Origin of the sequence: Rhodococcus sp. AB351, from assembly GCF_049538275.1 — a bacterium.
Classification (GTDB): Bacteria; Actinomycetota; Actinomycetes; order Mycobacteriales; family Mycobacteriaceae; genus Rhodococcus.
The window spans coordinates 926,590-949,268 of sequence record NZ_JBMVFW010000001.1; the positions used below are offsets into that span (position 1 = coordinate 926,590).

A 22,679-nucleotide genomic window follows, 5' to 3' on the forward strand; every position below is an offset into this window, starting at 1 on the left:
GTGACGCGCCTGACTTTGTTGTCGACGTCCGACACCGACCTGCTGTCGGCGCGGTCGAGCGGTGCCGACTGGGTGCTCGGCAACCCGTCGCGCCTCGACGTGTCCACCGAACTGCCCGCTCTGCTCGACGGATCCGCCCTGGTCGTGGTGCGGATCCTGGGTTCAGCCCGCAGCTGGCGATCGGGGCTCGACACCGTGCTCGCCGCGGGTGTCCCGGTGATCGTCCTCGGCGGCGAACAGGCTCCGGACGCCGAGCTCATGGAGCATTCGACGGTGCCGATCGGCATCGCTGCCGAAGCGCACCGCTATCTCGCACACGGCGGCCCGGTGAATCTCGGGCAGCTCCACGCCTTTCTGAACGACACCGTGTTGCTCGGCGGTGACGGTTTCGAACCGCCCGCCGAGCTGCCCGAATGGGGTGTGCTCGACCGTCCCGAACCGTCCGGCGGTGCGCGGTTGCCGCGCGTCGGCGTGTTGTTCTACCGAGCCCACCACACCAGCGGAAACGTCCAGTTCGCACACGACCTCGCCGACGCGATCGACGCGACCGGCACGGCTTGTGGTGTGGTGATCCACTGCGCGTCACTGCGCGGTGCGCCCGACGACCTGCTCGCCGAACTCGGCACCCTCGACGCGCTGGTCGTGACGGTGCTGGCTGCCGGGGGCACCAGACCTGCCACCGTGAGCGCGGGAGGCGAGGACGAGGCATGGGACGTCGGAGCGCTCGCCGCGCTCGACATCCCGATCCTGCAGGCCCTGTGCCTGACGTGGAGCCGCGACGACTGGGCGGAATCGGACGACGGTGTGTCACCGCTCGATTCGGCCACGCAGATCGCCGTCCCCGAATTCGACGGACGCATCATCACGGTGCCGTTCTCGTTCAAGGAACTCGATGCCGACGGTCTGCCCCGCTACGTCACCGACCCGGAACGGTGTCGACGCGTCGCCGGTATCGCGGTGGCGCACGCACGATTACGGCATACACCTCCGGCACAGCGCCGGATCGCGGTCATGTTGTCCGCCTATCCGACCAAGCATTCCCGGGTCGGCAATGCCGTCGGCCTCGACACGCCGGTGTCGGCGATCCGGATGCTGCGCGCGCTGCGCGATGCCGGATACGACCTGGGAGACGGCTTCCCCGGCATGGACGTCGAGGACGACACCGAGGCCGGAAACGCCCTCATCCACGCCCTGATCGATGCCGGCGGACAGGACGAGGAATGGCTCACCGCCGAGCAACTCGCCGGAAATCCGGTGCGGGTGACCACCTCCGACTACCTTCGGTGGACCGACGGTCTACCGGCCGAGCTCACCGACGCCATGATCGAAGCGTGGGGACCGGCACCGGGACGGTTGTTCGTCGACGGTGACGCCATCGTGCTGGCGACCCTGCAAGCCGGCAACGTGGTGCTGATGATCCAGCCGCCCCGCGGATTCGGCGAGAATCCGGTGGCGATCTACCACGATCCCGACATGGCACCCTCGCACCACTATCTCGCCGCCTACAAGTGGGTCGAGCACGGATTCGGTGCCGACGCCGTGGTGCATCTCGGCAAACACGGGTCGATGGAGTGGCTGCCGGGCAAGAACGCGGGTCTGTCCGCCGCCTGCGCGACCGACGCCGCGATCGGGAACCTGCCGCTGATCTACCCGTTCCTCGTCAACGATCCGGGCGAAGGGGCGCAGGCCAAACGTCGCGCGCACGCGACGATCGTCGACCACCTCATCCCGCCCATGGCGCGCGCCGAATCCTACGGCGACATCGCTCGTCTCGAACAGCTGCTCGACGAGTACTCGAATATCGCCGCGATGGATCCGGCGAAACTGCCCGCGATCCGGGCGCAGATCTGGACGCTCATCCAAGCGGCGAAGCTGGACCACGATCTCGGACTCGACGACCGCCCGCACGACGCCGAATTCGACGACTTCCTGTTGCACGTCGACGGGTGGTTGTGCGAGGTCAAGGACGCGCAGATCCGCGACGGCCTGCATGTCCTCGGCGACGCGCCGACCGGCGAGGCGCGAGTGAATCTCGTGTTGTCGATACTGCGGGCCGCGCAGGTGTGGGGCGGCAGGAGCAACGCCGTCCCGGGTCTGCGCACCGCACTCGGGCTGAAGTCCGATGCTCCGTCGAAGGAGGTCGACGCCGTCGAGAGCGTCGCGCGGTCGCTCGTGCAGGCCATGGAGGACGACGGCTGGAACGCCGGGTCATCTGCACGCATCGTCGAAACCGTGCTCGGCCATCCTGATTCCGAGGTCGCGAGGGTGCTCACCTTCGCTGCCGACGAAGTGGTTCCCCGCCTCGCGGGCACGAGGGCCGAACTCGACGCGGTGCTGCACGCACTCGATGGTGGATACGTCCCGGCCGGTCCGTCCGGCTCACCCTTGCGCGGCCTGGTCAACGTGCTGCCGACCGGGCGCAACTTCTACACCGTCGACCCGAAGGCCGTCCCGAGCCGGCTCGCCTACGACACCGGTGTCGCGTTGGCGGACAATCTGATCGGACGGTATCTCGCCGATACCGGGGAGTACCCGCAGTCGGTCGGCCTGTCGGTGTGGGGGACCTCGGCGATGCGCACCGCCGGCGACGACATCGCCGAAGTGCTCTCACTCATCGGTGTGCGGCCGGAATGGGACGCCGAGTCGCGTCGGGTGCGCGAACTGACCGTGATCCCGCTCGAGGAACTCGGCCGGCCCCGCATCGACGTCACCGTCCGGATCTCCGGCTTCTTCCGGGACGCGTTCCCACACGTCATCGGGATGCTCGACGACGCGATCCGCATGGTCGCCGCCCTCGACGAACCCGACGAGCAGAACTACGTGCGAGCCCACGCTCGGCGGGACGAAGCCGAACACGGCGACGCCGACCGTGCGGTGCGGCGCATCTTCGGATCGAAGCCCGGCTCGTACGGAGCCGGCATCCTGCAACTCATCGACTCCGGCAACTGGCGCACCGACGCCGATCTCGCCGAGGTCTACACCGCGTGGGGCGGATTCGCCTACGGGCGCGGTGTGCACGGAGTTGCTGCTGCCGACGACATGCGCACGAACTACCGACGGATCGCCGTGGCGGCGAAGAACACCGACACCCGCGAACACGACATCGCCGACTCCGACGACTACTTCCAGTACCACGGCGGCATGGTCGCGACGGTGCGGGCGCTGACGGGCACCGACCCGAAGGCGTACATCGGCGATTCCACCACCCCCGATGCGGTGCGCACCCGCTCACTGGCGGAGGAGACCGCACGGGTCTTCCGCGCTCGGGTCGTCAACCCGCGGTGGATCGGTGCGATGCGCCGGCACGGCTACAAGGGCGCATTCGAACTCGCCGCGACCGTCGACTACCTGTTCGGCTACGACGCCACCGCCGGTGTCGTCGAGGACTGGATGTACGAGTCGCTCGCACAGAGCTATGCGCTCGACCCGGAGAACCAGCAGTTCCTCCGCGAAGCGAATCCGTGGGCGCTGCGCGGGATCGTCGAACGGCTCACCGAGGCCGCCGATCGCGGGCTGTGGGGCGAACCGGATCCCGAGACGATGAACAGACTGCAGCAGGCCTATCTCGACGTCGAGGGCGATCTCGAGGACCGGGGGTGAGGGTTCGGCTCATCGGGATCGGCCCCGGGGGACCGGACGATCTCACGGTGGCGGCGGTGCGCGCCCTCGAGAGCATCGACGTCTTCCTCGTGCCCGACAAGAAGCGGGGCGTGGACGATCTCGTGGCGGTCCGCGAAGAGATCCTGCGCCGTCACACCTCCGGCTCCCACCGGATGATCGTGGTGCCCGACCCGCCCCGCGACCGGAACCCGGAGCGCTACGGAGACGAGGTGCGCGACTGGCACGCCGCCCGCGCGGAGGCGTACGAGACCGTTCTGCTCGAACAGGTTCGGGAGGACGAGACGGTCGGCTTCCTGGTCTGGGGGGATCCGAGCCTGTACGACAGCACGATCCGCGTCGTCGAACGCATCCTCGAACGTGGGAGGGCGCGGTTCGACTACGACGTCCTTCCCGGTATCAGCAGCGTGCAACTGCTCGCGGCCCGACATCGTCTCGTGCTCAACACCATCGGCGGGCCGATCACCGTGACGACCGGTCGTCGGTTGCTTCGGGACGTCGCAGAGGGTGCGTCGAACATCGTGGTGATGCTCGACGGCGGCCTTGCCTGCGCCGACCTCGAGGGGACGTGGAGCATCTGGTGGGGTGCGAATCTGGGAACCGACGACGAAGAACTCGTCGCGGGCAAGCTTGCCGAGGTGCTTCCCGCGATCCGTGAGGCCCGTGTCCGGGCCAAGCAGGCCCGCGGCTGGGTAATGGACACCTATCTACTGCGGGGAGGGTGAGTTCCGTTCGTCCGGAACCGTTCCCCGCGCATACCAGGCGCGGGCGTCGAGCGAGAACGGTCCGGACGGAAGAGCAGCCCGGCAGGCATCACGCACTGCGACGCGGTGCCTTTCGGACATCGAGACCAGGTGCCGACCGGCCGGTCCCACACCGAACGTGAAGGGTTCCCAGAAGTCGGAGAAATCGGCGTAATCGGCGCGCGCGGACAGGGCGCCGCCGACCACCTCGTGCAGACCCGCCCGCCGAAACCGGTCGGCGATGTCGCCTTCGCTGGTACCGGGCAGTGTCCTCTCACCCGGAGTGCCGGGCTCGACCGTTCCCACTGCGGTCCAGAAGACGCGGAGCATCGTCATCCCGCCGGCCGTGGTGTCCCACATGCACGCGGCGACGGTGCCGCCCGGACGGGTCACCCGCACCATCTCGCGCACACCCAGTTCGGGATCGTTCATGAACCCGAGGACCAGCGATGCCAGGGTGACGTCGAACGTTCCGTCCGGCCACGGCAGATTTTCGGCCACCCCGACGCGGACGTCGATCTCCGACGCGATCTTCCGACACGCCGCCGCGAACTGGGGAGCCGGGTCGATCGCCGCGACGTTCGCTGCGCCGACCCGGGCGACCAGTTCACGGGTGAGCCCACCCGGTCCGCATCCCACGTCGCAGACCCGATGCCCGCCCCTCACCCCACCCGCGTCCGCCAGGGCGGGCGCGAGCGTCGCTGCGTAGCGGCCCATGAAGCGGTTGTACTGTTCGGCCGGTCCGGCGAACTGCATGTACTCAACCTATCGGCCCGATCGGTGGCCTCGTGGCCGTTCACATCGTCCGGATCGGGTCACTTCTCGTCGTCGTCCGAACGCTCGACCAGCTCGGGGGCGTTCTCCCGGGTCGCCATACCGCCGTTGCGACCGTGATCGACCGGACCCGGCGGGTCCTTGCGCACCTCGTCGTCCTTCTTCTTCGACGTCGTCACTTCTACCTCCGTACGCTGGGCCGACTCGTGTCCGGGCGGATACCCGCAGACGTGCACGCGCACACTTCGGGTGGCGTCGGGTCGCCGGACCGGATTGACTGGACCCAACGACACGAGGAGGCAGCATGCAGATCCGTGACAGGGTTTTCGTCGTCACCGGTGGAGGCAACGGGATCGGACGCGACGTCGTCCTCGAACTCCTCGTGCGTGGGGCGCGGGTCGCGGCGGTCGACCTCCGCGCCGAGGCTCTCGACGGCACCCGTGCCCTGGTGGTCGCGTACGACGACCGTCTGACCACCCACACGGTCGACGTTTCCGATCGCGCCGCCGTCGAAGCCCTGGTGGGCGAGGTGACCGCAGCACACGGGCGGGTCGACGGGGTCGCCAACGTCGCCGGCATCATCCAGAAGTTCGTCCCGTTCGCAGACCTGCCGTACGACGAGATGAACAAGGTGCTCGACGTCAACTACTGGGGCGTCGTCCATATGTGCAAGGCGTTCCTCCCCGAGCTGCTGAGCCGTCCCGAGGCGAGCCTGCTCAACGTGTCGAGCATGGGTGCCTTCGTGCCGGTGCCGGGTCAGTCGGTCTACGGCGCGAGCAAGGCGGCGGTCAAGCTGCTCACCGAGGGCCTGTACGCCGAACTGCGCACGACGAAGGTCGCGGTGACGCTGGTGTTCCCCGGCGCCGTCCGCACCGGCATCGCCGAAAACTCCGGTGCCGCGATCCCGGGACGCAAAACCGATGCCTCCGTCAGGATCACCTCGTCCGCCGAGGCCGCACGCAGGATCGCCGACGCGATCGAGAAGGGCACCTTCCGGGTGTGCATCGGCAAGGACGCGATGATGCTCGACCTGCTCGCCCGGCTCGTGCCGCGTCGCAGCATCGAGTTCCTGGCGAAGAAGATGGGCTCGCTCGTCGAGCGCTGACCTACCGTCGACCGGTCCGCAGCGGATGCGGCCGGGGCGGGACGTCCGTGGGCGACCGGCTCAGCACGATCGGCAACCACTGCGACGTCATCACGATCATCACCAGCCATTCGGCGATCAACGCCACGGTCGGGTGATGCGGAGCGTTCGTGATCATCCCCGCCTGCGACCAGTACGCCAACAGCCCGAAGAACGACGACAGCCCCGAGCCGAGCATCGCGAGCGACGCCAGCTTCCACCGTCGCAGCCACAACGCCAGCGTCGAGATCACCACCCCGAACACGAGGGCCAGGACTGCGAAGATCCGCAGCGGCACCGCTACGGGTGCGGTGTCGCCGAACCAACTGCCGAAGACCGTCCACGACCATGCCGACGACGTCTGTGGAAGCAACATGCACACCGTCAGGACGACGACGCAGATCGCCAGGACCCGTCCGCGGCGACCGGCGTCGAACTCCCCGGCGACCTTCTTCTCGATCCGGGCGAAGTCGTTCCGATAGGCCGACAGGTCTGCGCTCGTACCGTCCGCGCTCATGCCTCGACCTCTCCGTTCCGACACATGGGTGGCCATTATGCGCCGGAGGCCGATGTGACCTCGCTCATGTCGTCCACCTGCAATGATGCTCCGGCACACCCGTCGGGGCGGGTGCCGGTGTGGTGCCGTGGTGCACCGGGTATCGCCCCTTACGAACCCGATCGAGGGAGGGCGAGAATGCCGGACCAGGACCAGTACCGCATGCAGCACCCGGGGGAGCAGCACCCGGTTCCACCGCTCGAGGAGCAACCGGAGATCGCCTACCCCGGCGCGACCGCCGATCTGCTCTCCGCCCCGGACCACGGTGAGGCGACGTACCGGGGGAGCGGACGACTCGAAGGTCGTCGCGCCCTGATCACCGGCGGTGATTCCGGTATCGGACGGGCGGTGGCGGTCGCCTTCGCGCGGGAGGGCGCCGACGTCGTCCTGGCCTATCTCGATGAGGAGGACGAGGACGGCAAGCGGACCGCCGAACTCGTCGAACAGGCGGGACGCCGCGCGGTGCGCATGCCCGGCGACCTCCGAGTGGAGGAGTTCTGCCGGCGATTGATCGACACGACGGTGTCCGAACTCGGCGGCATCGACATCCTCGTCAACAACGCCGCCTATCAGCACCTCGAGCCCGGCGGCATCGGCGACATCTCCACCGAGCAGTTCGACCGCGTGATGAAGACGAACCTCTACGCCCTGTTCTGGCTGTCGAAGTTCGCGGTCGCCGCGATGGCGCCGGGTTCGACGATCGTCAACACCACCTCGATCCAGGCGGTGAGCCCGTCGCCGGGTCTGCTCGACTACGCAACCACGAAGGCCGGCATCGTCGACTTCACCAAGGGCCTCGCCTCCGACGTGGCGGGCAAGGGCATCCGCGTCAATGCGGTTGCACCCGGCCCGATCTGGACACCCCTCATTCCCGCGACCATGCCGAAGGACGCGTACGAGCAGTTCGGCAAGGACACCCCGCTCGGTCGCCCCGGCCAGCCCGCCGAACTCGCCCCGGCCTACGTCTTCCTCGCCTCCCAGGAGTCGAGCTACATCACCGGGGAGACCATCGCCGTCACCGGCGGGGTCCCGTTCACCTGAGGATCAGAGCGCGAAATGGTCATCGGAGCGCGTAACAGCGCGTACCGATGACCATTTCGCGCTCCGGAGTTCACGAGGACTGCATGTCGAGCAGTTCCGACACCGTCACGAAACGGTAGCCCTCGGCGCGCATGCGACGACGAGGGTTCTTCGGCCGGATGCCATTCGGACATGGTGCCTCATCCGGTGTCGATGGGTGGCGGACGCCCGGTTGTGCGGTTCCGGGACTGACGCCGGGTCTTGTACTGTTCGTAGCGACGTAGGGAACAACGGTGCGAATCCGTGGCTGTCCCGCAACTGTCACCGAGGAGTGATCCCCCAACAGCATGGTCACGGCCCACACGGGTTGGAAGGCCGGGGGCGAGCGTCGATCCGGGAGCCAGGACACCTGCGTCGCCGAAGCAGGACCCACGAGGATGGACATGAACAATTCGATATTCACCGCCCGTACGAGGCGGTATTCGGTGGTGCGCGTCGGCGTCGCATTGATGGCGGCGGCGCTGACCGTGTCGGGATGCTCGTCGAACGACGAACAATCGACTCCGCCCGAGCCGGACACAGCCGCGTCGGCGTACCCGCTCACCATCGAGAACTGCGGCAGGACGCTCACCGTCGACGCGCCACCACAGCGGGCGGTGTCCCTGAATCAGGGGTCCACCGAGATCCTGCTGTCGCTCGGTCTCGCCGACCGCATGGTCGGCACCGCGACCTGGACCGATCCCGTTCGGGAGAACCTCGCCGACGAGAACGCGAAGGTTCCGCGTCTGGCCGACAACAAGCCGTCCTTCGAGGTCGTGCTCGACACGGAACCGGATTTCGTCTCGGCGTCCTTCGGCGGCACACTCGGCGCCGGTGGGGTTGCCGAACCTTCACAGTTCGAACAACTCGGGGTGCCTGCCTACCTCTCGCCCACCGATTGCGACGGCAAGGACGACAACAGCGTCAACGCCGACGGCAACCGCACCGAACCGCTGACCATGGGCGCGGTGTACAAGGAGATCCGCGACCTCGCCGCGATCTTCGACGTGCGTGAGCGCGGTGAGGAGTTCGTCGCCGAACTCGAACAGCGGTATGAGAACGTGTCGGGGCAGGTGAACGCGGCCGGCGTGTCGCTCGCCTACTGGTTCGCCGACATCGAGACGCCCTATGTGGCGGGTTGCTGCGGGTCGTCGGGAATCATCACCGATTCGGTCGGAGCGAAGAACGTCTTCGACGACACCACCAACGAGTGGCCCCAGGTGAGTTGGGAATCGATTCTCGACCGCAACCCGACTGCGCTCGTCATGGCCGATCTGAGTCGTCGCAGTATCACCGGCGACGCTCTGGACAGCAAGATCGAGTTCCTGGAATCGAATCCGGTCACCCAGCGCCTGAGTGCGGTGCAGAACCGGCGGTACATCGTGGTCAACGGTGCCGACCTGAATCCGTCCATCCGCACGGTCGACGGGATCGAGAAGGTCGCCGACGCCCTGCGCGAGTGGAATCTCGACAGCTGATGGTGACGTCCACTGCCCGGCGACCCTCGGAGGGGCGCCGGGCTCCGGTGGCCGGTGTCGTGGTGGTCGCGGGGCTGATCGTTCTCGCACTGTCGATCGCGGTGACCGTCACGATCGGCCCGGCGGAGTTGTCCGTCGTCGACGTGTACGCGGTGATCTTCGACCGTCTCGGCCTGGCCGACAGTTCCGTCACCGCGATCCGGGAAGGGATCGTGTGGGAACTGCGTCTCCCGCGCACCTTGCTCGCGGCGGTGTGCGGTGCCGGACTCGCGGTGTGTGGCGCGATCATGCAGTCGTTGTTACGTAATCCGTTGGCGGATCCCTTCGTGCTCGGCATCTCCTCGGGCGCCTCGACCGGCGCGGTGATGATCGCAGTGCTGGGCATCGGCGGGGGTGCCGTGTCGTTGTCGGGCGGAGCCTTTCTCGGGGCACTCGTCTCCTTCGCACTCGTGCTGCTGCTGGCGACCGGGGCAGGGGGCGGGACCTCCCGTGTGGTGCTGGCCGGAGTGGCAGGAACACAACTGTTCTCGGCGCTGACATCGTTCATCGTCATCTCCTCCGCCGACGCGGAACGCACTCGGGGAGTGTTGTTCTGGCTACTCGGTTCCCTGAGCGGAGCAACGTGGACCGACGTCGTGCTCTGCGGAGCGGTCTGCACCGCCGGAATCGTGGTGTGCCTGGTGAAGGCGTCGTCGCTGGACGCCTTCACATTCGGTTCGTCGACCGCCGCGACCCTCGGGATCGCGGTCGGACGTACCCGTCTGCTGTTCCTCATGGTGACGGCGTTGATCACCGCCGTCCTGATCAGTGCAGCAGGGGCGATCGGGTTCGTCGGGCTGGTGCTGCCCCATGCGGCCCGTTTCCTGGTAGGCCCGCGGCACAGTCGTCTCGTGCCGGTCACCGCCGTCGTCGGGGCGGTCTTCATGGTGTGGGTCGATGCGGTCGCCCGCACCGTCTTCGCGCCGCAAGAGGTTCCCGTCGGTGTGGTGACCGCACTGATCGGCGTGCCGGCCTTCGCGCTGATCCTCTTCCGTACGAGGAGTACTCCGTGACACTGTCCGCAAAGTCGCTGCGGTGGAGCCGCGGCGGACATCTCGTCGTCGACGACGTGACGATCGATCCTGTACCCGGAGAGACGATCGGGCTTCTCGGACCGAACGGCTCGGGCAAGTCGTCGTTGCTCCGCCTGCTGGCCGGAGTCGATCGTCCGGACTCGGGTGCGGTGACGCTCGATGGCACCGATATCCACAGCCTCGGCCGTCGAACACTGGCTTGCCGCGTCGCGATGGTCGGGCAGCACGCCCACACCGAGGTGGATATCCGGGTACGGGATGTCGTGCGGCTGGGAAGAATTCCGCACGCCGACGTTCTCGGCCGTGACGACGGCGGGGACGCAGCGATCGCACATGCGCTCGAGGTGACCGGGATGACCGAACACGCCGACCGGTTGTGGCGAGCGATGTCGGGTGGTGAACGTCAGCGCGCACAGATCGCGCGGGCGCTGGCCCAAGAGCCGGAAGAACTCCTGCTCGACGAGCCGACCAATCACCTCGACATCCAACACCAGCTCGACATCCTCGAACGGGTCGTAGCGTTGCCGGTGACGAGTTACGTTGCCCTGCACGATCTCAATCTCGCGGCGATGTTCTGCGACCGCGTGATCGTTCTCGAGAAAGGGCGGGTCGTCGCTCACGGAGCTCCGGCCGAAGCACTGACGGAACAGATGATCCGACAGGTCTACGGTGTGCGTGCCGCGGTCTCCTACGAAGGGGAGACACCCGTCATCCGTTACCACCGGATTCGCGCCTCGTCCTACACGTAGCAGGATTGCCGTGCGAAATGGTCACGAGTGACGGAAGCCCTTGCCGGTGCGGTCCCGTGGATCCGGTTCCAGCCCCAGAAACTCCGCGCGGATGCGGTCCCACGCCTCGAGGTGTTCCCAGACCGGTTCATCGGTCAGCTGCTGGGTGTTGGTGAGGAACGGGGTGGGCAGCATGATCGTGAGCATCTGCTCGTCCCGCCCGTTGAACATGCGCAGACCCCAGGAGGTGACGGTGTCGTCCTTGCCGATCCTGCGATACAGCTCTGCTCGGCCACAGCGGCGGATCCGGCCCAGTTCGGGACCGCTCGCGGTGTGTTCGCCGATGCACAGATGGAAATGCCACCGGCCGAAATCGACGGTGACGTACCCGTCGTACATCCCGATCTTCCTCGGCGAGTTCGGAGCCGCGACCTCCAGTGCCGAGCCCTCGATGAGCAGGCCGAACCACATGTCGTCCCAATAGTTTTCGAACAGCAACGTCACCAGCCGCAGCAGGCTGTCCTCGTCGGTGGGCAACGGCCAGCGCTGTTCACGCCCACCGTCCTCGGTGGTGATGATCTCGGGATCGAACACGACGGTCACGGAATCTCCTTCGGTATGTGTCGGGGTGGCGCGGGGAAGACGCAGTCGCTGCACACACCGCCGGACGGTGTCCGGTAGTACAAGCAGCAACTGCGCCGGCGACCGGTGGATCGGTCGATGGTGTGAACGAGTCGCGGATCCTGCAGCAGTGCGTCGACGAGCGGCCGGGCTTCGTCGCCGATGACTCGTCGGGCACCGATCAGTGCGGAGGCGGTGTTGCCCCACAGAGCGCCCGGCGCCACAACATCACGCCACGCGTCGATCAGCGGTTCGATCTGGGTGTCGAGCACTTCCGTTGCAGGGTCGCTTCCGAATTCGGGGGTGACGATGTGCAACTGCAGACCGGAATCGTCGCGCCACAGCAACTTGTCGGGGTCGAGCCGAACGCAGCGACCGGAGGTGGTTACGGTGCCGACCGCGACCGACCACAGTCGCGCGACGAAACCGAAGAACAATGTCGACGCCGCGACCCGCGGCTCTGCGGTGTTCATGCGTTCCGACATCGCACGGACCAGCGCATCGCGAGTCGCGGCATCTCGTAGTTCGGAGGTCGGGCGCCAGCCCGCGTCCACCGGTCCGGTACCGACACGGAAGTACGGGCTCCACGCGGTGATTCGCTCGAGCACCCCGCGCGCGCCGGATACTGCTGGGTCAGACACTGCTGTCCTCCGGTTTCAGATCGAACACCATCGTGCGCGAATCGAACCGCATCCGCCCCCGATCGAATGCCGCCCCGATCCGTCCGGACTCGGCCAGCGCCGCCGGCGTATCGCACGTCAAGGTCCGGTCGGTGCCCAGCAGCCACATCCTGTCGGCTACGCGCAAGGCGAGTTCGAGTTCGTGCGTGGACATCACCACCGCCAGGTTCTGTTCACGAGCGAGACGACCGAGGACGTCCACCAGTTCGACCCGCGACGGAACGTCGAGGAAGGACGTGGGTTCGTCCAGGACGAGCAGCGACGGATCCTGAGCCAGGGCACGGGCGGTGAGAGAACGTTGCCGTTGACCGTCGGACAGTTCGGAGAACTGCCGGGATGCGAGGCGGGTCGCGCCGACCGCCTCGAGCGCCTGGTCCACCGCGGCCAGATCTTCGGGGGACAGCCGTGCACTGGCGGGCAGGTGGGGTGTGCGGCCGAGCGCGACCAGTTCGCGCACCGTGAGCAGGCCGGGGTCGATGCGCTCGGTGAGCACCACCGAGATGCGGGTGGCGAGGTCGGCGGGCTTCACCGTCGCCACGTCCTCACCGTCGATGAGCACCCGACCGCGCAGCGCCGGTTGCAGGCCGCACAACGTCCGGAGCAACGTCGACTTTCCTGCACCGTTCGGCCCGACGAGGGCGGTGAGTTCGCCGCGTCGGGCCACTGCCGAGAGACCGGACGCCACCTCGGTGACCGTTCCGCGTCGCAGTGCCCGACGCCGGGTGTAACCGATCGTGAGGTCGTGCAGTTCCACACCCGGGGTCACAGTGCTATTCGGGGTCACAGTGCTGCTCCCAGTGCTCCGCGTCGGCTGCGGATGAGAACGGCGATCACGACGGGAGCGCCGACGATGGCGGTGACGGCGTTGAGGGGGAACACCGTGTCGGTACCGGGCATCTGGCTCACGATCCCGCAGACGAGGGCGAGTACGGCTCCGAGCAACGCGACACCGGGAAGCAGTATGCGATGGTCCGAGGTGCCGAAGGCCATGCGGGCCAGATGCGGGACGATCAATCCGAGAAATCCGATCGGGCCGCAGAACGCGGTGGTGGCCCCGGCCAGGAGAGCGGCCGACACCACGGTGGTGAGGCGGACGACGCGAATATCGATGCCCATGGACCGGGCGTAGCCCTCACCGAGCAGCAGCGCATTGAGCGCGCGCACGGTGAGCAGTGCGACGGCGATCCCGCCGAGCACGACAGGGACGAGCAACTTCAGATCCGACCACGTCGTGGCCGTGAAGCTCCCGAGTCCCCACACCAGGAACTGCTGGCTGCGCTGCGGGTCCGAATACACCAGCAGTACCGAGACGACGGCTGTGGTCGCCGATCCGAGCATCACTCCGATGAGCAACAGGGTCACGGCCGACCGCACCCACCGCGACAGCAATACGATCAGCAGGAGAACCGCAGCCGCCCCCAGCGCCGCGGCGAGCACCACACCCGCACGCCCGAGACCCGCCAGGCCTGCGGTGAAGCCACTCGCTCCGCCGCCGCCGATCACCACGACGATCGCCACGCCGAGACTCGCGCCGGAACTGGCACCGAGGATGAACGGGTCCGCCAGAGCGTTCCGGAACAGCGTCTGCATCTGCAGACCCGCGATCCCCAGCGCCGCCCCGACCGCGATCGCGGTGATCGTTCGCGGTAGCCGCAGGTCACGAACCACCATGCTCCAGCGCGGATCCGATGCTTCCTGGCCGAACAGGACCCGGAGGGTCTCGCCGAGCGGCACCGTCACCGAACCCAGTGTCACCGACAGAATCGTTGCCGCCGCCAGTCCCACGATCAGCGCCGTGAACACGAGCGAGACCCGTCCGGTCCCCGGCGGCGAATCGGGCGCGGACTCGGTCGCGGCAGGGGACGCCCCGAGCACGGCGGTCATGCCGGTAGCTGCTGGTAGAACGTGAACTCGTGGTCGGGCAACAGGTCGGGATGCAGAATTGCCACGAGGTCCGAGAGGATCAGATCGGGTCGCAAGACGCCCCGCTCGTAGAAGTCGTTGCCCCCGTTGGGGCCGAGAGCCTTGTTCGCGTTCCATACCCGGCCGGTGCCGACAGCGGCCAGCGAGCGGTACCGTTCGTCGTCGGCGAGTGCGTCACCGATCGACGTCCAGTTGTTCACCACGAGCCAGGTCGGCGCATCGGATGCTTCGGCGACCACAGCCTCGAAGTCGAGGGGAAGCGAGCCGGCGGTGGTCACGTCCTGCCACGGCCACTGCGCACCGGCGTCGCTGAACAACCGGCCCATGAAGCTGCCGCCGGAGGACATGTACCACGTGCCCTGTGCCATCCCACCCAGCAGAACGGGAGCCGGTTCCACGTCGGAGGCTTTCGCCGCCACATCGAGATAACGGTTCCGGATATCGCCGTAGACCTGTGCCGCCTCTTTCTCCTTGCCGGTCAGCGCGGCCATCACCTTGATCCACTCTGCGCGTCCCAGCGGAGATGCCTCGAGCCACTCGGCATTGGCGACCACGCCGATTCCGGCCTCCCGCAGCTGGGCGTAGGCGGGATCGTCGGTGCCGCCGGTCATGAGAACGTCGGGTGCAGCGAGCACCACGGCTTCGGTGTCGATGTTGCCGCCCGCGGCATACTCGGCGACGGCGCCCGATTCGATGCGTTCGATCACGGCGGGGTCGGAGACATAGGAGCCGTTCGAGACGCCGCTGAGAACGTCGAGCGCATCGAGTTCGGTCACCAGTGGCAGGTGGGTGGTCGAACCGGAATACAAGCTCGTGATCGGCACCTGAATCTGCTGGGCCGCGGCCAGCTCGCCCGACAGCTCCGGAGCAGGTGCACCGCACTTGACCAGCACGTACGACTCCGGTGGTGCCGCGGAGAACGGTTCGTTCACGGTGAGAACCTGGTAGCTCTTCTCGTAGGTGATCGAGAAGTTCTCGGCGTCGACGATCTCGGACTTGTCGGGGAAATAGTCGACCGAGGGGTCGAAGTCGGTGATACACCCGTCCGAGGCGTCGTTCTCGGTATCGGATGCGGTCGTCGAACACCCGGCGAGCAGAAGACTCGCCGAGGTCAGCGCGACCAGGAGCTTCGGGAAGGCTGCGCGTACACGCATGGCGATTACGCCCTCTCTCGGGGAAGTCCGCCCCGGGCAAGGAGGTACGGCGACGGGAGTATCTGGCTCCCGGAGATCGCTCTCCGGTCACAGTGGCGGGACCGCGCCGGAATCGCACCGGCTTCCTCTGGCGTCGTCGTAATGACGGTGCCGAAATTAGCACACGCCGTGATACCAGTTCACGGTCGAGTGCGTACCCATCGCCGCTCCCGGGTGTCGAAAGCGGCGAGACCGAGACGCTCGAACTCGTCGAGCCACCCCCGCATCGGCCACCAGCCCCAACGTTGGTGGAACAGCGCGGCGTTGGTGAGGATATCGTCGAGATGCTCGACCGGCGGGTTCGACACCGGGTGGTACTGGTGGAAGGCGTGGGCGCCGCCGACCCAGGCCATCGGGACTCCGGCACGGGCGGCCTTCTGCCCGAAATCGGTGTCCTCGCCGCCGTATCCGCTGTAGGCGGTGCAGAACCCGCCGACGCGGTCCCACACGAGCGACCGGGCCGCGAACGACAGCGACCAGAACAACTCGTGCCTGTCGTCCAGCACGATCTCACCCGAGGAGGGGATGGGACGTGCCGGATGCGGATCGATCGAGTCGACCAACCGGTCGAGATCGTAGCCGCCGGTGTCCGGTTCGGACAGATAGGTGACCGGACCGTTGAGCAGCGCAGCCGGGTGCCGGCCGGCCGCCTCGGCATACCGTTCGATGAGGTCGGGAGCGGGGATGCAGTCGACGTCGAGGAAGACGAGCAGATCCGACGACGCCCTCCGCGCACCCAGATTCCGCGCCTCCCCGACCGGCAGTTTCGCGGAGTCGACGTCCATCTCCACCACCCGCGCAGACGATCCCGCAGCGGCGACCACCTCCGCGACCTCCGGATCGCCCATTGCGACGACGATGTGCTCGTCGGGTGTCCGGGTGCTGCGTGCGACGCCGTCCAGTTGCCGTCGCAGATGCGTGCCGCGACCCGCGGCGACGGTGACGACCGAGACCGTCATGACCTCTCCGCAAGTTCGTCCACAATCGCCGCCGCGCGCCCCGCGGCACCGTCCACCTGCCAGCGTTTCCATTCGACGGGGTCGAGGTCGCGTGCTCGCTCGATCAGTTCGGGCCAGCGGTCCGGGTCGGGCCAGCCGTCGAGACCCACCGCGAGTCCGGCCTTGTCCAGAGCCGTTGCGGTGGAGTGCTGTTCGTCGAACGGTCGGGGCTCGGCGATGACGACTGCCGGTCGCGAGGCGGCCGCGATGTCGGCGACGGTGTTCTGGCCCGCGTGCCCGATCACGACGTCGGCGCCGGTGAGGACGGGCCACGGATCGTCGATCCACGGGCCGCCCGCGACACCGAGACCCTCCCATTCGTATTGGGGAAAGCGCGACGAGAACCGGTGCAGGTCGTCGACGGTGATCGACGACCCGCCGCTGCCGCTCATGACGAGGACCTTCGGCTTCTCGCCGGCCACAGGGGTGGGGGACGGGCGACCGTCGAAACGGCTGATGCCGCCGACGTACGAGGTTGGATACCGGCGCAGCCAGTGCGGGTCGTAGACCTCCTGCGACCACGGTGCGACGAGATGGTCGGCGACGCTGTAGGCCAACGTGTGCGCGGTGTCGGTGCGGTCACCCGGCATCGCGAGCACCACCACAGGGATGCCGTACAACCGGGCGAGGAGCGTCACCTCCACCGACACGTCCACCACCAGCACGCTCGGGCGCGTCGCGGCGATCCACGATCCCAGTGCGTGCATGCGCTCGCGGAGACCGTCGTCGTGGGTGGGTACCCAATGGAGGACATCGTGAGCCGTCGGGTCCTGCGCGGTGTCGACGGCGAGGTCGTCGCGGGGGAGAAGCACCACGTCGTCGAAGGCGTCGGCGGCGGTGCCCAGCGGCACCGACGACAATGCTGTCACCGGCGTCCGCAGATGCGCGCAGATGCTGCTCGCACGGGCGCGGTGTCCGTGCCCGTGGTGATGGATGTAGTAGCCGATCATGCCGCTCCCGCGAGTTCTCGATACAGCGAGACGTAGGCATCGACCATCGTGCGTTCCGAACAGCGCTGCTCCGCGCGGGCCCGGGCGGAGGAACGGGACAGGCCGACCGCGCGGGGTACCGCCGCGGCCAGGCCGTCGATGTCGTCCGGCGCGACCAGGCATCCGCTGCTCTCGTCGACGATCTCCGGGATGCCGCCGCGCGCGAAGGCCACCACGGGTGTCCCGCATGCGAGGGACTCGGCGACGACGAGCCCGTACGGTTCGTCCCATTGCGGGGTGATGAGTGCTGCTGCCGAACGTCCCACCGCGGCAGCGAGATCCGGCTGGGAGAGGTGACCGAGATAGATCACGTCGGGACCGAGGAACGGTTCGACGTGTTCCGCGAAGTACCTGCGGTTGCTGATCGGGCCCGCGATCCGCAGCCGGTAACCGGCTCGGCGCGCGGCCTCGATCGCGAGATGCGCGCCCTTCTCCGGTACGAGGCGGCCGAACCAGATCAGGTCCTCACCACCCGAACCGACAGGCCACGCTCCGAGGTCCACACCGTTGGGCACGACCGCCACCGGGCCGGGCGTGGCATGTTCCCAGGCCGTCGCGGTGTGCCGGCTGACCGCGACGAACGTGCCCGGACACCCACCCGGAGTCGCCATCGCCGACTCGAGCCACGGCGTCGGCGGCGTGTGCAGCGTGCAGAGCAACGGGGTGCGCAACATGCGGGCCATCGCGATCGGCAGGTAGTGCAGGCTGTGGTTGTGCACGACGTCGAAGGCATCGGCGGACGGTCCGGCGAGATCGAGCATCAGCGACAGGTAGGCGTGGTGGTCGCCGAGGAAGCCGTTCGCAGGGGGCATCGACACATCGCTGCGTGCGAGTTCGCCGGCCTCGAAGGGCGGCACCTCGAGGAACGAGGCCGGAAGGTCCGGATCGGATCCCGGTGCGGCGAAGAGCGTCACCTCGTGGCCGTCCCTGCCGAGCGCGTGGGCGAGATGCCACACGTGTGCTTCGAGTCCGCCGGCGAAGGGCTGGCGGATCGGATACCTGTTCGACGCGATGAGCGCGATGCGCAACGGCGTCATGATCCGCTCCGGCCGCTCATCGCACGCAGGTAGATGTTGCGATGGGCGCGGGCCAGCGCGCGACGTTCGTCCATACGTTGCGACCAGTCGGCTCGCGGAAGATCCCTGCTCTCGTAGAGTTCTCGCACACACCGGTCGATCGAGTCGGCGTCGAAGGTGTCCTCGTCGTAGGTGTACACACCGCACCGGCGTTGCTCACCGTAGAAGCCGCAACTCGGCGCGATCACGGCGGTGCCGAGGTCGAAACACGCCTCCAGCCAACCCGAATGGGTTCCGAAACGATAGGGCAGCACCGACACCGACAGATCCGAGAGGTACTGCCACAGTTCGTCGTCGGAGAAGTACGGATGCACCCGCACGTCCACCCGGGGGTGCTCCCCGTACTGCAGGATGCGGGAACCGGCGTCCGGGTTGTACCAGTACGCATTGTCGGGATCGAAGATCTCGTCGTGCACGTCGATCTGCAACACCGCCTCCGGAAGGGACTGCACGGTCTCGGCCAGCGTGTCGAGCACCGGGAACAGATCCATGTTCGCTCGCAAGCTCTTCGCGTGGACACCCACGACGAACGGGTTCTCGTCGCGACGCGGTCGTTCGAGCCAGTGCTGTTCGACGACGTGTGGGTGCGGCAGGACCGTCGCCTCCCGTCCCCAGCGCAGACGGATCCGCTCGGCAGCGCCCGGCGTGAGGGTGATCAGTTCGTCCGCGGCCGGAATCAGCACGTCGAGTTGCTTGTGGTGTTCACCGGGCGTGGGATGGTGCGGGTTCCGCAGGTCGTGCACCGTGTACACGAGAGGCTTGTCGTGCTCGGCGAGTTCGGCGACGACGTCCTGCAGTTGCTCCGCACCGATCGCGTCGAAACCGAAATGGATGTGGAAGACGTCGAATTCCTCGTGGTGGTCGCTCACCCAGCCCGGTTCGAGCATCAACGGTGGCCACCAGCCGCCGGGCACCTTGCGGCCGTCGGCGGGAACCGGATCCGTCAACCGGATCACGTCGTCGCCCTCCGGGCACGCGAGGTGCCTCACGTAGACGTGCGACGCAGGAACCGACGCGACTCGAATCACCACAGCCGACCCTCTTCTCACTCACGCGACATCCGGCGTACATACCGAATGGCCGGGAACGCCGTCCCCGGCCATCGTCCGGTGCACTGCGACTACCCCTGCGGGACGGCCTTCACACGTCCCTGCCCGACTCGTCCGGTCTTCACTAGGGTGGCGGTAGGTAACGATCATCGAGCGAGAGGATTCGGTATGGGTGTGAGCTTGGCCAAGGGCGGCAACGTTTCGCTGTCGAAGGAGGCTCCGAACCTGACGGCGGTGACGGTGGGTCTCGGCTGGGACGTGCGCGCGACGACCGGCGCGGACTTCGATCTCGACGCCAGCGCACTGCTGACGGGCGAGAACGGCAAGGTCCTGTCCGACCAGCATTTCGTCTTCTACAACAACCTGCGCTCGCCGGACGGCTCCGTCGAGCACACCGGCGACAACCTCACGGGTGAGGGCGAGGGCGACGACGAGAGCGTGAACGTCGACCTCGTCGCCGTTCCCGCGGAGGTCAAGTCGATCGTCTTTCCGGTGTCGATCCACGACGCCGACGCGCGCGGCCAGTCGTTCGGCCAGGTGCGCAACGCGTTCATCCGCGTCGTCGACCGCGCCGACGGCCGGGAACTCGCCCGCTACGACCTCACCGAGGATGCATCCACCGAGACCGCGATGGTCTTCGGTGAGCTGTACCGCCACGGCGGCGAGTGGAAGTTCCGCGCCATCGGCCAGGGCTACGCCTCGGGCCTGGCGGGCATCGCACGGGACTACGGCGTGAACGTCGGCTGAGCCGACGGGTGTGAGACAGGGTCAGCGGACGAGCTTCCACTTCTTGTCGTGCCGGTAGAAGGTCGACCGCTTGAGAGCCCGGGGGTTCGCGACCCCGTCGCGGGTGACGACCGCGGCGGGGGAACCCAACTGCATGGCCCGGCCCGTCAGCCACTTGTAGCCGCCGAACCAGCGCGGGCGGTCGATCGCGGCCCGTAGACCCGGCATCGCCGGTGTGGGTTCGACGCGGATGCCGGGCACCGTGCCGGAGAACAGGCGGGTGTCGTCGACGTAGGCCTCCCCGACGAGCGCGTCGCCGTTCTCCCCGCACAGCAGCGCACGGCCGACGAGGGCGATACCGGCGTCGTCGCGGATGAGCGGCAACGGCTTCGCGACCCCCTGCAGGGCGACGGTGGCGGCCTTCGACCCCGTCCGCAGCCCGTACGCCTCCGTGGCTGGGGTGCGCTTCTCCGGGACGTACGCGATCTCCAGGTCGAGACGTTCGGTGCGCATCAGCCGGGTGACGGTCGCGGCGAAGGCCGCGTCGTCGCCGACGACGACCAGACGAGGGTCCTCCACCGACTCCAGGTGGGCGAAGACGTCCTCGAAGTCGTCCTTCTCGGGGAGGGCAGGCGCAGACAGTGCGGTCACGGGGGTCAGCGCCAACGGCAATGGCACGTCACCGCATCTGAGCACTACCGGGGTCAACGGGTCTCCTCGAGGGGTCGGGTTCGTCGGGCTCTCGGCTGCGTCCACTCTAATGGGAAGGCGGTGGGGGAGGGCGGTGGCGACCCGCCGCCGCGCGGCGCAGCTCCGGCGCTTCTGCAGTCCCGTCATTCGCGCTCGTCGGAGGGTGGACTACACTGTGGTCCCGGCTGCTGCCCGGTTGGGCAGGACCCTGCAGGCGAGACCGCCCGCACGTAGACACCTGCCTGAGGAGAGCGCGACATGCCGGCAATCGTCCTGATCGGAGCCCAGTGGGGCGACGAGGGCAAGGGCAAAGCTACCGATCTACTCGGCGGACGTCTGCAGTGGGTCGTGCGCTACCAGGGCGGCAACAACGCCGGTCACACGGTCGTGCTGCCCAACGGCGACAAGTTCGCCCTGCACCTGATCCCGTCGGGCATCCTGACGCCCGGCGTCAACAACGTCATCGGCAACGGTGTCGTGGTGGATCCGGGTGTGCTGCTCACCGAGCTCGAAGGCCTCGAGAAGCGCGACGTCGACACGTCCCGTCTGCTGCTCTCGGCCGATGCGCACCTGATCATGCCGTACCACGTGGCCATCGACAAGGTCACCGAGCGCTTCCTCGGCAAGAAGAAGATCGGCACCACCGGACGCGGTATCGGCCCCTGCTACCAGGACAAGATCGCCCGCGTGGGCGTGCGGGTCGCCGACGTGCTCGACGAGAAGATCCTCACCCAGAAGGTCGAGGCCGCACTGGAATTCAAGAACCAGGTGCTCGTCAAGATCTACAACCGCAAGGCGCTCGACCCGCAGCAGGTGGTCGACGAGGTCCTCACCCAGGCCGAGGGTTTCAAGCACCGCATCACCGACACGCGCCTCGAACTGAACAAGGCGCTCGAGCGCGGCGACACGATCCTCCTCGAGGGATCGCAGGGCACGCTGCTCGACGTCGACCACGGCACCTATCCGTACGTGACGTCGTCCAACCCCACCGCCGGCGGCGCCGCTGTCGGTTCGGGTATCGGCCCGGCGAAGATCTCGACGGTGCTGGGCATCCTCAAGGCCTACACCACCCGCGTCGGCTCCGGCCCGTTCCCGACCGAGCTGTTCGACGACCACGGCGCCTACCTGGCAAAGCAGGGTGGCGAGGTCGGTGTCACCACCGGTCGCGCCCGCCGCACGGGATGGTTCGACGCCGTCATCGCCCGCTACGCGACCCGCGTCAACGGCATCACCGACTACTTCCTCACCAAGCTCGACGTGCTGTCGGGTCTCGACACCGTGCCGATCTGCGTCGGCTACGAGGTCGACGGTGTGCGTATCGACGAGATGCCGATGACGCAGACCGACGTGCACCACGCCAAGCCGATCTACGAGGAGATGCCGGGCTGGTGGGAGGACATCACCCACGCCCGCACCTTCGAGGAACTGCCGAAGAACGCGCAGAACTACGTGCTGCGTCTCGAGGAGCTCTCCGGCGCCTACATCTCCTGCATCGGTGTCGGACCGGGCCGCGACGAGACGATCGTCCGCCGCGACGTCATCCGCTGATCCCACCGGCCCGATCGGGGCCCGGGCCGGTTGC

At 67.7% G+C, this 22,679-nt stretch carries 22 protein-coding genes and 2 riboswitches; of the genes, 9 read left to right on the forward strand and 13 right to left on the reverse strand.

Going from position 1 to position 22,679, the window contains the following annotated elements:
• Window positions 1-3,600 carry a cobaltochelatase subunit CobN gene (gene cobN / locus ACPCXD_RS04210; RefSeq protein ID WP_423658547.1) on the forward strand — a complete coding sequence of 1,200 codons (3,600 nt, stop codon included), beginning with the start codon at window positions 1-3 and terminating at the stop codon, window positions 3,598-3,600.
• Window positions 3,597-4,343, forward strand: coding sequence for a precorrin-6A synthase (deacetylating) (cobF, locus tag ACPCXD_RS04215; protein ID WP_423658548.1), 747 nt, complete (start codon window positions 3,597-3,599; stop codon window positions 4,341-4,343). The genes cobN and cobF overlap by 4 nt, the downstream gene beginning before the upstream one ends.
• Here the strand turns inward: cobF and ACPCXD_RS04220 are convergent.
• Both ACPCXD_RS04220 and ACPCXD_RS04225 read right to left on the reverse strand, forming a co-directional pair.
• Window positions 4,326-5,117, reverse strand: coding sequence for a class I SAM-dependent methyltransferase (locus ACPCXD_RS04220; RefSeq protein ID WP_423658550.1), 792 nt, complete (start codon window positions 5,115-5,117; stop codon window positions 4,326-4,328). The genes cobF and ACPCXD_RS04220 overlap by 18 nt on opposite strands.
• A 59-nt stretch (window positions 5,118-5,176) precedes the next feature.
• Complete coding sequence (locus ACPCXD_RS04225) at window positions 5,177-5,314, reverse strand: hypothetical protein (protein ID WP_423658552.1); 138 nt, start codon at window positions 5,312-5,314, stop codon at window positions 5,177-5,179.
• Window positions 5,315-5,439: 125 nt separating this feature from the next.
• Between ACPCXD_RS04225 and ACPCXD_RS04230 the strand changes: the two genes are divergently transcribed.
• Window positions 5,440-6,240 (forward strand): SDR family NAD(P)-dependent oxidoreductase, encoded by an 801-nt coding sequence (locus ACPCXD_RS04230; protein WP_277370190.1) that lies wholly within the window; start codon window positions 5,440-5,442, stop codon window positions 6,238-6,240.
• Between the two features lies 1 nt (window position 6,241).
• Here the strand turns inward: ACPCXD_RS04230 and ACPCXD_RS04235 are convergent, their stop codons facing one another.
• Window positions 6,242-6,775 carry an Rv2732c family membrane protein gene (locus ACPCXD_RS04235; protein ID WP_016691528.1) on the reverse strand — a complete coding sequence of 178 codons (534 nt, stop codon included), beginning with the start codon at window positions 6,773-6,775 and terminating at the stop codon, window positions 6,242-6,244.
• A 177-nt stretch (window positions 6,776-6,952) separates the two neighbouring features.
• Between ACPCXD_RS04235 and ACPCXD_RS04240 the strand changes: the two genes are divergently transcribed.
• The 4 genes from ACPCXD_RS04240 to ACPCXD_RS04255 all read left to right on the forward strand — a co-directional run bounded on the left by ACPCXD_RS04240 (window position 6,953) and on the right by ACPCXD_RS04255 (window position 11,173).
• A complete protein-coding gene (locus ACPCXD_RS04240) occupies window positions 6,953-7,855 on the forward strand; it encodes an SDR family oxidoreductase (RefSeq protein WP_423658555.1) in 903 nt (300 codons plus the stop codon).
• Between the two features lie 228 nt (window positions 7,856-8,083).
• Window positions 8,084-8,265, forward strand: a riboswitch (cobalamin riboswitch).
• A 78-nt stretch (window positions 8,266-8,343) separates the two neighbouring features.
• Window positions 8,344-9,351 carry an ABC transporter substrate-binding protein gene (locus tag ACPCXD_RS04245; protein ID WP_423658864.1) on the forward strand — a complete coding sequence of 336 codons (1,008 nt, stop codon included), beginning with the start codon at window positions 8,344-8,346 and terminating at the stop codon, window positions 9,349-9,351.
• Window positions 9,351-10,403 (forward strand): FecCD family ABC transporter permease, encoded by a 1,053-nt coding sequence (locus ACPCXD_RS04250; RefSeq protein WP_423658557.1) that lies wholly within the window; start codon window positions 9,351-9,353, stop codon window positions 10,401-10,403. Before ACPCXD_RS04245 ends, ACPCXD_RS04250 begins: the two co-directional genes overlap by 1 nt.
• Window positions 10,400-11,173: an ABC transporter ATP-binding protein gene (locus tag ACPCXD_RS04255; protein WP_145692370.1), complete on the forward strand. Its 774-nt coding sequence runs from the start codon at window positions 10,400-10,402 to the stop codon at window positions 11,171-11,173. Before ACPCXD_RS04250 ends, ACPCXD_RS04255 begins: the two co-directional genes overlap by 4 nt.
• A 21-nt stretch (window positions 11,174-11,194) precedes the next feature.
• On the opposite strand, the gene ACPCXD_RS04260 is transcribed toward ACPCXD_RS04255, so the two are convergent.
• The 9 genes from ACPCXD_RS04260 to ACPCXD_RS04300 form a co-directional block, all read right to left on the reverse strand.
• Window positions 11,195-11,755 carry a DUF7676 family protein gene (locus ACPCXD_RS04260; RefSeq protein ID WP_423658559.1) on the reverse strand — a complete coding sequence of 187 codons (561 nt, stop codon included), beginning with the start codon at window positions 11,753-11,755 and terminating at the stop codon, window positions 11,195-11,197.
• Window positions 11,752-12,414 carry a (2Fe-2S)-binding protein gene (locus ACPCXD_RS04265; RefSeq protein WP_423658561.1) on the reverse strand — a complete coding sequence of 221 codons (663 nt, stop codon included), beginning with the start codon at window positions 12,412-12,414 and terminating at the stop codon, window positions 11,752-11,754. The genes ACPCXD_RS04260 and ACPCXD_RS04265 overlap by 4 nt, the downstream gene beginning before the upstream one ends.
• On the reverse strand, window positions 12,407-13,237 hold the full coding sequence (locus ACPCXD_RS04270) for an ABC transporter ATP-binding protein (protein WP_261379984.1): 831 nt from the start codon (window positions 13,235-13,237) through the stop codon (window positions 12,407-12,409). The genes ACPCXD_RS04265 and ACPCXD_RS04270 overlap by 8 nt, the downstream gene beginning before the upstream one ends.
• Entirely contained in the window at window positions 13,234-14,337 is a 1,104-nt protein-coding gene (locus ACPCXD_RS04275; RefSeq protein WP_145692373.1) for a FecCD family ABC transporter permease, read from the reverse strand. Before ACPCXD_RS04275 ends, ACPCXD_RS04270 begins: the two co-directional genes overlap by 4 nt.
• Window positions 14,334-15,530 (reverse strand): ABC transporter substrate-binding protein, encoded by a 1,197-nt coding sequence (locus ACPCXD_RS04280; protein ID WP_145692374.1) that lies wholly within the window; start codon window positions 15,528-15,530, stop codon window positions 14,334-14,336. The genes ACPCXD_RS04275 and ACPCXD_RS04280 overlap by 4 nt, the downstream gene beginning before the upstream one ends.
• A gap of 40 nt (window positions 15,531-15,570) precedes the next feature.
• Window positions 15,571-15,691: riboswitch (cobalamin riboswitch) on the reverse strand.
• Between the two features lie 18 nt (window positions 15,692-15,709).
• Window positions 15,710-16,528, reverse strand: coding sequence for a glycosyltransferase family 2 protein (locus tag ACPCXD_RS04285; RefSeq protein ID WP_423658564.1), 819 nt, complete (start codon window positions 16,526-16,528; stop codon window positions 15,710-15,712).
• Complete coding sequence (locus ACPCXD_RS04290) at window positions 16,525-17,517, reverse strand: glycosyltransferase (protein WP_423658566.1); 993 nt, start codon at window positions 17,515-17,517, stop codon at window positions 16,525-16,527. Before ACPCXD_RS04290 ends, ACPCXD_RS04285 begins: the two co-directional genes overlap by 4 nt.
• Window positions 17,514-18,593 (reverse strand): glycosyltransferase, encoded by a 1,080-nt coding sequence (locus tag ACPCXD_RS04295; protein WP_230823268.1) that lies wholly within the window; start codon window positions 18,591-18,593, stop codon window positions 17,514-17,516. The genes ACPCXD_RS04290 and ACPCXD_RS04295 overlap by 4 nt, the downstream gene beginning before the upstream one ends.
• Window positions 18,590-19,660 carry a glycosyltransferase family protein gene (locus ACPCXD_RS04300; RefSeq protein ID WP_423658866.1) on the reverse strand — a complete coding sequence of 357 codons (1,071 nt, stop codon included), beginning with the start codon at window positions 19,658-19,660 and terminating at the stop codon, window positions 18,590-18,592. Before ACPCXD_RS04300 ends, ACPCXD_RS04295 begins: the two co-directional genes overlap by 4 nt.
• A gap of 189 nt (window positions 19,661-19,849) precedes the next feature.
• Here ACPCXD_RS04300 and ACPCXD_RS04305 point away from each other — a divergent pair, with 189 nt between their 5' ends.
• Window positions 19,850-20,428: a TerD family protein gene (locus tag ACPCXD_RS04305; RefSeq protein ID WP_016691538.1), complete on the forward strand. Its 579-nt coding sequence runs from the start codon at window positions 19,850-19,852 to the stop codon at window positions 20,426-20,428.
• A 21-nt stretch (window positions 20,429-20,449) separates the two neighbouring features.
• Here the strand turns inward: ACPCXD_RS04305 and ACPCXD_RS04310 are convergent, their stop codons facing one another.
• On the reverse strand, window positions 20,450-21,103 hold the full coding sequence (locus tag ACPCXD_RS04310; protein WP_026061007.1) for a hypothetical protein: 654 nt from the start codon (window positions 21,101-21,103) through the stop codon (window positions 20,450-20,452).
• A gap of 252 nt (window positions 21,104-21,355) precedes the next feature.
• Between ACPCXD_RS04310 and ACPCXD_RS04315 the strand changes: the two genes are divergently transcribed.
• Window positions 21,356-22,645, forward strand: a complete 1,290-nt coding sequence (locus tag ACPCXD_RS04315) for an adenylosuccinate synthase (protein ID WP_006552940.1) — start codon at window positions 21,356-21,358, stop codon at window positions 22,643-22,645.
• Window positions 22,646-22,679 lie beyond the last annotated feature (34 nt).

Bases quoted from the DNA above. Each gene is read 5' to 3' on its own strand.
- ACPCXD_RS04280 (WP_145692374.1), bottom strand. From the start codon at position 15,530: ATGCGTGTACGCGCAGCCTTCCCGAAGCTCCTGGTCGCGCTGACCTCG.
- ACPCXD_RS04235 (WP_016691528.1), bottom strand. From the start codon at position 6,775: ATGAGCGCGGACGGTACGAGCGCAGACCTGTCGGCCTATCGGAACGAC.
- ACPCXD_RS04290 (WP_423658566.1), bottom strand. From the start codon at position 17,517: ATGATCGGCTACTACATCCATCACCACGGGCACGGACACCGCGCCCGT.
- ACPCXD_RS04230 (WP_277370190.1), top strand. From the start codon at position 5,440: ATGCAGATCCGTGACAGGGTTTTCGTCGTCACCGGTGGAGGCAACGGG.
- ACPCXD_RS04295 (WP_230823268.1), bottom strand. From the start codon at position 18,593: ATGACGCCGTTGCGCATCGCGCTCATCGCGTCGAACAGGTATCCGATC.
- ACPCXD_RS04245 (WP_423658864.1), top strand. From the start codon at position 8,344: ATGGCGGCGGCGCTGACCGTGTCGGGATGCTCGTCGAACGACGAACAA.
- ACPCXD_RS04220 (WP_423658550.1), bottom strand. From the start codon at position 5,117: ATGCAGTTCGCCGGACCGGCCGAACAGTACAACCGCTTCATGGGCCGC.
- ACPCXD_RS04305 (WP_016691538.1), top strand. From the start codon at position 19,850: ATGGGTGTGAGCTTGGCCAAGGGCGGCAACGTTTCGCTGTCGAAGGAG.
- ACPCXD_RS04240 (WP_423658555.1), top strand. From the start codon at position 6,953: ATGCCGGACCAGGACCAGTACCGCATGCAGCACCCGGGGGAGCAGCAC.
- ACPCXD_RS04275 (WP_145692373.1), bottom strand. From the start codon at position 14,337: ATGACCGCCGTGCTCGGGGCGTCCCCTGCCGCGACCGAGTCCGCGCCC.
- ACPCXD_RS04250 (WP_423658557.1), top strand. From the start codon at position 9,351: ATGGTGACGTCCACTGCCCGGCGACCCTCGGAGGGGCGCCGGGCTCCG.
- ACPCXD_RS04315 (WP_006552940.1), top strand. From the start codon at position 21,356: ATGCCGGCAATCGTCCTGATCGGAGCCCAGTGGGGCGACGAGGGCAAG.
- ACPCXD_RS04285 (WP_423658564.1), bottom strand. From the start codon at position 16,528: ATGACGGTCTCGGTCGTCACCGTCGCCGCGGGTCGCGGCACGCATCTG.